This window comes from Yersinia sp. 2466 StPb PI (assembly GCF_041538325.1).
GTDB lineage: Bacteria > Pseudomonadota > Gammaproteobacteria > Enterobacterales > Enterobacteriaceae > Yersinia > Yersinia enterocolitica_E.
Window position 1 is genome coordinate 3,208,166 of the sequence record NZ_JAULSL010000001.1, and the last position, 12,270, is coordinate 3,220,435.

Sequence of the window (12,270 nt, forward strand, 5' to 3'; positions counted from 1 at the left end):
TCCAGACAAATCCCTTCGACCCGCATTTCTCTTTGTGATAGAAACATCTGTCAATATCACTTGTTCGTTTCAATCGCAGATCTGATACCTCATGACCACCAAAGTACTCCAACAAACATTGCAGCCAGGTGTTGCACAGCAAGTCTCGACCCGACTGGCATTCTTTATTGCAGGATTGGGTATGGCCGCTTGGGCCCCTCTGGTGCCTTTTGCCAAAGCGCGTATCGGTCTTAACGATGCGTCGTTGGGCTTACTGCTATTGTGTATTGGTATCGGTTCGATGCTGGCAATGCCCCTGACCGGGGTACTAACGGCAAAATGGGGTTGCCGCCCAGTGATTTTACTGGCAGGGGCAGTGCTGTGCCTCGATCTTCCCTTGTTAGTCCTGATGAATACCCCGGTGACGATGGCTCTCGCTCTGCTCGTATTCGGTGCTGCTATGGGCATAATAGATGTCGCCATGAATATTCAGGCGGTTATTGTTGAAAAAGCCAGTGGCCGGGCCATGATGTCCGGTTTCCACGGTCTGTTTAGTGTCGGAGGGATTGCCGGTGCTGGTGGCGTGAGTGCTTTATTATGGTTGGGGCTAAGCCCATTGGCGGCGATTATCGCTACCGTGGTGCTAATGATTGTTCTCCTGCTCACTGCCAATAAGAATTTGCTACGAGGTAGCGGAGAAGCCCATGACGGCCCACTGTTTGTTTTGCCGCGTGGTTGGGTGATGTTTATTGGCTTCCTGTGCTTTGTTATGTTTCTGGCCGAAGGCTCGATGCTTGACTGGAGTGCGGTTTTCCTGACTACACTGCGCGGTATGGACCCCTCACAAGCGGGAATGGGATATGCGGTATTTGCCATCGCCATGACACTCGGGCGTTTGAATGGCGATCGGATTGTCAACGGATTGGGCCGATACAAGGTATTATTAGGTGGCAGTCTGTGTGCTGCGCTTGGGATTATCATTGCGATAAGCGTTGATAGCTCAATTGCCGCTCTTTTGGGCTTTATGCTCGTAGGGCTTGGGGCATCTAATGTCGTGCCTATCTTATTTACCGCCGCCGGTAACCAAACCGTGATGCCAGCCAATTTGGCGGTAGCATCGATTACCACCATCGGATACGCCGGGATTTTAGCCGGGCCTGCGGCAATTGGGTTTGTCGCACAATTAAGCAATTTATCGGTGGCTTTTGGCTGTGTGGCGTTACTATTACTGACCGTCACTGCCAGCGCCAGAGCCGTCACGCGCTAATCAAGGAATATGCATTATCGTTATGCAAAATAACTCGTTATCTACCAGTTCTGCGAATATCACTCGCTGTTTCTGGCTGTTTATCGTCCTGCTGCTCGTCACGATGGGCCTGTATAGCTACAACTATACCAATGCCTATCTGGCAGAAAAAAAATACGCGCTAACGACTATCGCCGCAGGCCTGCAACAACGTATCGATGATTACCGCTATCATACCTATCAGATATACGATTTAGCCAATAACCCCAATATGTCTGAGAAAAGTATCCTCTCCGCACAAGAGGTCCGGCTACGCCCTGATATTTACTATATCGAAAAGCCGCGCAGAAAAACTGACTCGGTCATTTTTGGCAATCACGAGCCAGCAACACTGCCGATGATCTTGCAGATATCTGACTATCTTGATAGCCATTGGGGGTCACAAAATGATACTTACTCGATGTATTATCTTAACGGCCAAGATAATAGTCTGACACTCATCACCACCCAGGCATTAAAAGAAGTCACTTCGCGTTTTAAAGAAAGTTACCTGACCGTTGCTGCTGAATCTCGGCGCGCGGAAATGTTGCAACAGGCCAATACCTTAGATGAACGTGAGAGTTTCTCACCGTTACGTAAATTTCGCTTTCAGAACGCCTACTATTTTACGCTGAGAACCACATTTAACCATCCTGGGCATTTGGCTACCGTTATCGCTTTTGACTTACCAATTAATGACTTAATACCTTCCAACATGGCGCGTTCTAACTTTTTGCTGCAACAAGATAAGACTCCCATTAATGAAGGTATGGCGCCCGAGGACATTGTAGCAACCAGCGTGGCATTGAATGGTTCCTGGCTAGAATTTTCAGCCCCTCTGGCGAATGCCGCGCTGAAAATTGTCTATCGTGTCCCGGTCGGGGGGTTAGCCATTGATTTGCTGAGAAACAACTTTTGGCTCCTTTTGTCCAATATATTGTTGCTAGTACTGGCTGTTTTAGGCATCTATTTTGTGCGCCGCCAATATGTGCGCCCAAGTGCAGATATGGTCGAACAGTTAGAAACACAGAAATCACTGAGTCAGGAGATTATTACCAGCCTGCCACAAGGGTTATTGGTCTATAACTTCAGCAACAGCACTGTAGTCGCTAGTAACCAGATTGCCGATAACCTGATGCCCCATCTAAATCTGCAAAAAATTGCTCATATGGCAGAACAGCACCACGGGGTGATTCAGGGCACGGTAAATAATGAAGTTTATGAGATTCGGATGTTCCGCAGCCAGATTTCACCAGAAACCTATCTGTTCCTGCTTCATGATCAGGATAAAGAGGTACTGGTAAATAAAAAGCTGCAACAAGCAAGGCGTGAATACGACAAAAACCTGCAAGCCCGCAAATTGATGTTGCACAACTTGGGGATTGAGCTGAATCAACCTATCAACAACCTCAATCAGATAGCCCATGAGCTCCAGAACACCACCGACTTACAGCAACAACAGAATCTGAAAGCCAAATTGGTAGCGCAAACTGACACTATCGCCGAGTTGATAGATAACATTACCCTCCTGACGCGGCTGGAGACTCAGGACTGGCAGCCTGAACAGGGAGCCTTCTCTCTATCAGCATTAATCGATGCGCTACTGCTGGAGGTACTGCCTGCGATAAATCAGAAAGGTTTAACGCTGTTTAATCACTATCATGTCAATATCGATCAGGATTACATCGGCGATGAAAAAATCTTACGTAAAATACTGTCGCTGCTACTGCATTATTCTGTTATCACCACAGCTTATGGGAAAATCACGCTCAATGTTGGCCACGAACCCGGGCATCCAGAACAACTGATTATCCAGATAACCGATACTGGTGTCGGTATTTCTGATGAAGAGATCAGTAATCTTAATTATCCTTTTCTCAGTCAAACATTGGTTGACCGATACAACCATGGCTCGGGGTTAACATTCTTTTTATGTAACCAATTATGTAAGAAATTAAACGGCCAACTTGAGATTCGCAGTAAAGTAGATATAGGTACTCGCTATACTATCCGTGTAACCATGGCTATCCAAAATGAACAAGTAGAGGAGCAAGAAAAATTATTGGACGGAGTTACGGCGCTATTAGATATAACTTCAGAAGAAGTACGTTCAATTATCACCACGTTATTGAATTCATTCGGCGCCAATTGCATTGTCGCGGATGATCGTTTGCCAGGGCGGGATTACGATGTAACCTTAACGGATAACCCACAACAGTATGATAACTTTACCTTATTGCTAGTCTCAGACGAGGTGGGTTTACAGCAGTTGCAGGATAATTATATTCGGGTAAATTATAATTTGGGCAGCGCTGTCATTGATGCAATATTATTATTAATCGAGCAACGAATCTTATCAGATGAGTCTCCTGAAGAGTCTGAATCCATTGCTGCTGATGATATAAATACCTACGAGCAACAACTAAAGTCCAGTGACTATTATTCCTTATTTGTTGAGACAGTACCGGTAGATCTGAAGAAACTGTATACTGAAGTTCAGCAACGTGATTTCATATCGCTTTCGCAGACCGCACATCGATTGAAAGGCGTATTTGCTATGTTGAACCTGATACTTGGCAAACAGCTATGTGAAACATTAGAACAGCATATCGCAGATGGCGATCGGTTGAAGATCGAAAATAGCATCAGTCAAATTGATTCTTTCGTCACCAGACTGTTGCAGCAAGGTAACCCATAACCATGAACAACCTTAATGTAATTATTGCTGATGACCATCCAATTGTGTTGTTTGGCATCCGAAAGTCGCTTGAGCAAATTGAATGGGTAAACGTTGTCGGGGAGTTTGAAGACTCTACAGCGCTTATTAACAGTTTGTCTAAACTTGATGCCAATGTGCTAATTACCGACCTCTCCATGCCTGGGGATAAGTACGGTGATGGCATCACTCTGATAAAATATATAAAAAGGCATTACCCAGATTTAGCCATAATTGTTCTGACCATGAATAATAATCCCGCTATTCTTAGTTCAGTTTTGGACTTGGATATTGATGGGATAGTATTAAAGCAAGGCGCACCAGCCGACTTGCCTAAGGCATTGGCCGCACTACAAAAAGGGAAGAAATTCACCCCAGAGAGCGTGGCTAAACTGCTAGAGAAAATCAGTGCTAATGGTTACGGTGATAAACGTTTATCACCGAAAGAGAGTGAAGTTTTACGGTTATTTGCTGAAGGTTTCTTAGTGACTGAAATCGCCAGAAAACTCAATCGCAGCATTAAAACCATCAGTAGCCAGAAGAAATCGGCCATGATGAAGCTGGGCGTAGATAATGATATCGCGCTGTTAAACTATCTTTCATCTGTAACCATTAGTCAGGTTGATAAAGAACAATAATCTTTATCTACCGATATAATCTCAAGCCCGGTGTTGCTCAGCAAAATTTGCTCAGTGACCTCGGGCTTATTTTTATCCATTTTTCCATTCATGCTATTAATGCATTAACTCTCGTTATAACAACCAAACGACCTAAACAGCTAACCCCTGCGGCTTCAAGACCAAGGCATAAGCCAAAGTAATTGGAGTTGCAGGTAGGCAGCAAACGAATAAATCCCGAGGAGCTTACTCACGTAAGTGATTCGGGTGAATGAGTGCAGCTAACACCCCTGCGGCTTCAAGACCAAGATATAAGCCAAAGTAATTGGAGTTGCAGGTAGGCAGCAAACGAATAAATCCCGAGGAGCTTACTCACGTAAGTGATTCGGGTGAATGAGTGCAGCTAACACCCCTGCGGCTTCAAGACCAAGATATAAGCCAAAGTAATTGGAGTTGCAGGTAGGCAGCAAACGAATAAATCCCGAGGAGCTTACTCACGTAAGTGATTCGGGTGAATGAGTGCAGCTAACACCCCTGCGGCTTCAAGACCAAGATATAAGCCAAAGTAATTGGAGTTGCAGGTAGGCAGCAAACGAATAAATCCCGAGGAGCTTACTCACGTAAGTGATTCGGGTGAATGAGTGCAGCTAACACCCCTGCGGCTTCAAGTACGAAGGCTTTAACGTGAACGGCGGACTTTGTCACTATAGTAAACCAACATCTGGCGCAATGTATCCAGTGTCACTGGCTTGGACAAACAGTTATCCATCCCTGCTTCAATACAGCGTTGTTTGCCTTCAGCTAATGCATTGGCGGTTACGCCAATGATCGGGAAATGATGGTTTAACTGCCGCAGGCGCTGAGTCAGACGATAACCATCCATATTTGGCATGTTCACGTCAGTCAGTACAATATCGACATTATTGGCACTCAATACTGCCAGAGCATCCAACCCATCATTCGCGGTAATCACTTGGTAGCCCAGAGTGGTGAGCTGATCGGCTAACAAGCGGCGATTAATGGGATGATCGTCCACAACCAGAATTTGCAAGTCTGCATTCTCATCCTGATTTGCTTTCGGTGCTGGCAACTGTAATGGCGCGCACTCAACCAATTGTTGTTCCAGCAATATCTGGTCCAATAGCGGGATAATCTCGAGTAGGGTCGATGTGCTCAGTAACCAATAGCCTGGACGCGTCTCTTGTGGCAGACCAATGTGCTCAATGGAGATTTGAATCCACGTCGATAGAGGTGCGTTTATTTGCGGTAAGTAATCACAAATCAGCACTTGATCCTGCAAGGTCTGTTCATTACTGTAACGCCGGATCGTGGCTCCAAAATGACGCAATAAATCAAGTAAATAGCTTTCCAACCGCGCATTGCGGATATCCAACCACAAGGTTTTCCCTTGCCAACGGTCGCTTTGCGGTAACACGGCATTTTTAGCCCGATTGCCATTTTCGGCAAAATATAATGGAATGCGGATAGCAAAAATACTGCCCATTCCTAGCTCTGAAACCACTTCAACATCGCCATCCATCAGGTTGACCAACTTCTCACAGATAGCCAGGCCTAGCCCCGTCCCTTGAAAATGGCGCTGCACTCCAGTTCCAACCTGGAAGAATGGATCAAATAACTGGTTAATCTCACGTGAATTAATCCCCACGCCGGTATCTCGCACTCGGAATTCCAGATAATCACCGCGCACCCGTACTTGCAAGATAATACAGCCAGTATCTGTAAATTTTATAGCATTATTCAACAGGTTAGAAATCACCTGTTGCAAACGGACAGGATCGCCGAGCATCTGTCGTGGTACATCAGGCTCAATAAAGCAGTAGAGACCTAAGCGTTTTTTGACCACCAGCGGTAAATAGTTAGCCGTAATATGGGTTATCACCTCCACGGTAGAGAACTCACTCGGCTCAATTTTCAGTTGTTCAGATTCTATTTTAGAAAAATCGAGGATGTCGCTGATAATTTTGAGTAATAAGCCTGACGAATTATTCATCGCCGTCACCAGCCGCTCAACACCGTGAGGTAACTCTTTGGTTTGCAACAAATCGAGGTTACCGATAATCCCATATAACGGCGTGCGCAACTCATGGCTGACCGTGGCTAAAAACATCGATTTTGATTGGCTGGCCTGCTCCGCCGCCGCCGCCATCTCTTGCAGTGACTCTTCCATTTTGACCCGCGAGCTGACGTCAACCAGCACACAGATAGCCACATCTTCATTACGATAACGGGAGTGAACAAAGCTAATTTGTAGATTATTGTTATTGCTGGTCATGACATCGACAAAGTTCGCCTGCTGCTCACAAATAATGCGTGTAATACGTTCGCGATCCTCATTCGTCAGCAAATTAATATAATTATGTGCCAATTCATTGCTGAGGATATTGGTCCCGTCACTAATGCGCAGAATAGAAATGCCCACAGGAGCCGAAGCGACAATTTTGCGGTTGAACTGTTCATGTTCCTCCAGCCTCAAAGCGTTATCTTCTGCTGGATGGAACATTTTTCGCTCAAATAGCCACGCCAGAGTAAAGATCACAACACCAGAAAGCGCATTCAGAAGAAATGCATTAAAAATTAATAACTTGAATGTATCTATTATCGTTCTAACCGGCAAGGAATAAGCGATGCTGAGGGTTGATGGCAGTAAATTCTTTTTTAGAATAAGCGAGTTGTAGTCATCAACGTAGCCAAAATAAGACGGAGAATCAGGGTAATCGTCTAACATCGAAGCATACCGTTCCCCTGTTGCTAACCGTAATACCGGCTCATTATCCTGATCAAGTAATGTCACGCCGACAGGCAATGTCCCGGAAGAGATAAAATCCTCCAGGCGGATAGTTTGCTCAGTACCCACCATTGCCTCTAGCTTGTTGCCCACATAGAGGGGGGTCAGGACATATAAGGTACCAATTTCAGGCCGCACACCCGGTACTATCCAATACAACGTGCTGTCTTTATCCTGATTTTTTGCATCTCGATATTTTAAAATATTTTCATTCAATGACTTAAGCAGACTCTCCTGCTCCATCGGGGTATTGCGAATATCGAAATCCACCATGCACAGCGTGTCGCTGCCAATAAAGAATATCCGGTTAAGGTCATAAGCTGCGGCAAAGTTCTCTTTCCAGTACAGAATCAGGTTACTAAGAGAACTTAATGAAGAGTGGCGCGACGAATTAAGTGCAGCACAATCCGCACCGGTATTAAGCGGATGATATTGTGGTGTCGTTTTGTTTTTGATAAAAGCGCCAGCAGCGATATCACTGCTCGCCGAATCCTGATTTAATCTGTTTTCCGCCATATATTTGATATCGCGGATGATATCGGCAGAGTGCCTGATGTAGCTCTGAGCCTGCTCAAAGTTAGTATTATATTCCTGACGGATGTCAGATTTTTTCTCGTTGAGGATGTTCAGGATATAAAAAGTGGTCAACAGTGCACCAAGTGACCATAACATAATGGCCAATACCCGAAACAAGTAACGGGATATTTTCAGGGTCGTGCGAAATGAAGAGAGATATTTCAATCTGATTCCAGGGTGGAAAGTAGGGCCAGACAGGCTGCATGAGCAACAGAATACACTACCAATAGCCCATAAAAAAGCCAGCTCGTAAGCTGGCTCTTGTTTTCAACAACGCATTATACGTTGTCGTCCTCATCTTCAGCATCGCCTTCTTCTGCTTCATCAGCAGCATCTTCATCTTCTGGTGTATTCAGTGCAGCATCGTCTTCGCCGCCCTCTTCACCTTCTAATGATTCGCCATCAAGGATTTCATCATCCTCTTCTGGCTCAGCAACACGTTGCAGACCAACGACATGCTCATCTTCTGCGGTACGGATCAGCGTCACACCTTGGGTATTACGCCCCACGACACTCACCTCAGATACGCGAGTACGCACCAGAGTACCCGCATCGGTGATCATCATGATCTGGTCAGTCGGAGCCACCTGAACAGCCCCCACAACCTTACCATTACGCTCACTGACTTTAATGGAGATAACACCCTGAGTCGCACGGGACTTGGTTGGGTACTCTTCCACTGCGGTACGCTTACCATAACCGTTTTCAGTCACAGTCAAGATTTCGCCATCACCACGTGGGATAATCAGAGAAATAACCCGATCATCACCATTGAGGTTGATACCACGTACACCGGTCGCAGTACGGCCCATCGAACGGACCTGTGACTCAGGGAAGCGAACCACTTTACCCAATGCAGAGAACAGCATGACTTCATTGCTGCCATCGGTCAGATCCACACCAATCAGCTCATCGCCTTCATTCAGATTGACGGCAATAATACCGGCGCTGCGTGGACGACTGAACTCGGTCAAAGCGGTTTTCTTCACAGTGCCGCTGGCGGTCGCCATAAAGATGTGACGGCCTTCTTCATATTCCCGCACTGGCAGAATGGCGGTAATACGCTCATTTGGCTCAAGCGGCAATAAGTTGACGATCGGACGACCACGTGCACCACGGCTGGCTTCTGGCAACTGATAGACCTTCATCCAATAGAGACGGCCACGGCTGGAGAAGCACAAAATAGTATCATGGGTATTGGCAACCAACAGACGATCAATGAAGTCTTCTTCTTTGATACGGGCAGCCGACTTACCTTTACCACCACGGCGCTGAGCTTCGTAATCCGTCAGCGGTTGATATTTGACGTAGCCCTGATGGGACAGCGTCACAACCACATCTTCCTGATTAATCAGATCTTCGATGTTGATGTCGGAAGTATTAGCCGTTATCTCAGTACGACGTGCGTCGTTATATTGCTCTTTGATAGCAACCAATTCTTCACGGATAACCTCCATCAGGCGATCCGGGTTTTCCAGAATAAAGATCAACTCACCAATTAAGGTCAACAGCTCTTTATACTCATCCAGCAGTTTTTCATGCTCCAGGCCCGTCAGTTTCTGCAAACGCAGATCCAAGATTGCCTGAGCTTGTTGCTCGGTGAGGAAATATCTGCCGTCACGGATACCGTATTCAGCTTCCAGCCACTCAGGGCGGGCAGCGTCATCACCGGCACGTTCCAACATTGACGCCACGTTGCCTAATTCCCATGAATTGGCAATCAAGCCCGCTTTGGCTTCAGCAGGAGTGGCGGCACGGCGGATCAATTCGATAATCGGATCGATGTTAGCCAGTGCAATTGCCAATGCTTCAAGGATGTGTGCGCGGTCACGTGCTTTACGCAGTTCAAAAATGGTACGACGCGTCACCACTTCACGACGGTGGCGCACAAATGCAACCAGAATGTCTTTCAGGTTAAGCAATTTAGGCTGCCCTTGAGACAGAGCCACCATATTGATACCGAAAGTCACCTGAAGTTGCGTCAGTGAATAGAGGTTATTTAGAACCACTTCCCCGACGGCGTCACGTTTAATCTCAATCACGATACGCATGCCGTCTTTATCAGACTCATCACGTAACGCGCTGATGCCTTCTACGCGTTTCTCTTTGACCAGCTCAGCGATTTTCTCAATCAACCGTGCTTTGTTCACCTGATACGGGATCTCGTGAACAATAATGGTTTCACGGCCGGTTTTCGCGTCAGCTTCAACTTCAGCACGGGCACGGATATAGACCTTGCCACGGCCAGTACGATAAGCCTCTTCAATACCACGGCGACCATTAATAATGGCGGCTGTTGGGAAATCTGGACCTGGAATGAACTCCATCAACCCTTCAATGGTGATGTTTTCATCTTCGATCAGAGCCAGACAGCCATCAATAACCTCAGACAGGTTATGTGGCGGAATATTGGTTGCCATCCCTACGGCAATACCTGACGAACCGTTAACCAACAGGTTAGGGATTCGGGTTGGCATCACTGCGGGGATCTGTTCCGTACCATCATAGTTAGGCACGAAGTCAACGGTATCTTTTTCTAAATCCGCTAACAATTCGTGAGCAATTTTAGACATACGGATTTCGGTATAACGCATCGCCGCAGCAGAATCGCCATCGACGGAACCGAAGTTGCCCTGCCCATCCACCAGCATATAGCGCAGTGAGAACGGCTGGGCCATACGCACAATTGTGTCGTAGACCGCGCTGTCACCATGCGGGTGATATTTACCGATAACGTCCCCGACTACACGGGCCGATTTTTTGTATGGTTTATTCCAGTCATTACCCAGTACATTCATCGCATACAGTACGCGACGGTGCACCGGTTTCAGTCCATCCCGGACATCTGGTAAAGCACGTCCGACAATAACGGACATCGCATAATCCAGATAGGAGCTTTTCAGCTCTTCCTCGATGTTGACCGGTGTTATTTCTCTGGCAAGGTCGCTCATTGAGCCGCTATCCCTCTACTAATTACCGGATTTAAAGGTACGAAACTATATCACAAAACCCAGATTTTGGCGAAACTACGTGATGTTTGTCGAAACGACTTTATGTCGGGCTTATCCGCCTAACTTAACGGTATTATTCTGCGTCAATTGGAAGGGAACATGTATAATCTGCGCAAAGAAACAGAACAGTGAGAACTCTCCATGCGTGTAGATAACACAGCTAGCCATCAGAATGTCGACGAGCAAGAAATCGCTAAATTTGAGGCAGTTGCCTCTCGCTGGTGGGATTTAGAAGGTGAATTCAAACCTCTTCATCGCATTAACCCGCTGCGTCTTGATTACATTTTACAGCGCTCTGGCGGTATTTTTGATAAGAAAGTGCTGGATGTCGGCTGCGGTGGTGGAATTTTGGCCGAAAGCATGGCTCGGGAAGGAGCACACGTCACCGGTCTGGACATGGGCTATGAGCCGTTGCAAGTGGCTCGCCTACATGCGCTGGAAACCGGTACCAAACTGGATTATGTACAAGAAACAGTTGAAAGCCACGCGCAAGCACACCCACAACACTACGATGTGGTGACCTGCATGGAGATGCTCGAACACGTGCCAGATCCCGCCTCGGTTATCCGCGCCTGCGCTCAATTGGTCAAACCCGGTGGCCACGTATTCTTTTCAACTATTAACCGCAATACCAAATCCTGGCTGATGGCCGTGGTCGGTGCAGAATATATATTGAAAATGGTTCCGAAAGGCACCCATGATTCGAAAAAATTTATTCGCCCATCAGAACTTATCGGTTGGGTTGATCAAACCCTGTTGCGTGAGCGCCACATTATCGGGCTACATTACAATCCGATAACAGATCGTTTTAAGCTTGGCGGTAATGTTGATGTGAATTATATGGTGCATACTCAACGAGATAGCGAATAAACTCATCGCGTGGGGAGTATAAAAATCAAACAATACCCAATAGATTTCGCGTTGTAGCAAGGCGGCAACCGAACAAATTCCCAGGAGCTTAGTCCACTAAGTGACTGGGGTGAGTGAGGATAGCCAACACCGCTACGGCGCGAAAGATGAAGGGGATTTTCCTAATGTTTAATAAACCGGCAAACGATCCACTTTTTAAGATTTTCAGTAAAATCTTATCCCCCAAAGCGACAGTAGGTAAGATCCAGTGATGGCGCAGTCTGAGAGCGTTTCGTAACAATTCACCCCCAAGTTATCCACACAATTAAGCGATCTTGTTCACTTGCCAAAAGCCGCAATACTCACTATCTTGTTATCTATCCACTACCCACCCCCTACATATAGTGTTTACATACTGAACAATACACTAC

At 46.5% G+C, this 12,270-nt stretch carries 6 protein-coding genes; 4 read left to right on the top strand and 2 right to left on the bottom strand.

Features of this window, described 5'->3' with window-relative positions; genetic code table 11:
- The first annotated feature begins 91 nt into the window (after positions 1-91).
- Genes Q2T72_RS14535 through rcsB form a run of 3 tightly spaced genes read left to right on the top strand, consistent with a single transcriptional unit; the run spans position 92 to position 4,618 of the window.
- The gene (locus tag Q2T72_RS14535; RefSeq protein WP_083158304.1) at positions 92-1,246 is read left to right on the top strand and encodes an MFS transporter; all 1,155 of its coding nucleotides are present in this window, start codon (positions 92-94) and stop codon (positions 1,244-1,246) included.
- 22 nt (positions 1,247-1,268) lie between these two features.
- Positions 1,269-3,962 (top strand): phosphotransferase RcsD, encoded by a 2,694-nt coding sequence (gene rcsD / locus Q2T72_RS14540; RefSeq protein ID WP_083158303.1) that lies wholly within the window; start codon positions 1,269-1,271, stop codon positions 3,960-3,962.
- A 2-nt stretch (positions 3,963-3,964) separates the two neighbouring features.
- Complete coding sequence (rcsB, locus tag Q2T72_RS14545; protein ID WP_005192390.1) at positions 3,965-4,618, top strand: response regulator transcription factor RcsB; 654 nt, start codon at positions 3,965-3,967, stop codon at positions 4,616-4,618.
- 658 nt (positions 4,619-5,276) lie between these two features.
- On the opposite strand, the gene rcsC is transcribed toward rcsB, so the two are convergent.
- Positions 5,277-8,144, bottom strand: coding sequence for a two-component system sensor histidine kinase RcsC (gene rcsC / locus Q2T72_RS14550; RefSeq protein WP_372569366.1), 2,868 nt, complete (start codon positions 8,142-8,144; stop codon positions 5,277-5,279).
- 113 nt (positions 8,145-8,257) lie between these two features.
- A complete protein-coding gene (gyrA, locus tag Q2T72_RS14555; protein WP_083158301.1) occupies positions 8,258-10,930 on the bottom strand; it encodes a DNA topoisomerase (ATP-hydrolyzing) subunit A in 2,673 nt (890 codons plus the stop codon).
- A 201-nt stretch (positions 10,931-11,131) separates the two neighbouring features.
- On the opposite strand from gyrA, the gene ubiG reads away from it, so the two are divergent.
- Positions 11,132-11,860 carry a bifunctional 2-polyprenyl-6-hydroxyphenol methylase/3-demethylubiquinol 3-O-methyltransferase UbiG gene (gene ubiG / locus Q2T72_RS14560; RefSeq protein ID WP_372559445.1) on the top strand — a complete coding sequence of 243 codons (729 nt, stop codon included), beginning with the start codon at positions 11,132-11,134 and terminating at the stop codon, positions 11,858-11,860.
- Positions 11,861-12,270 lie beyond the last annotated feature (410 nt).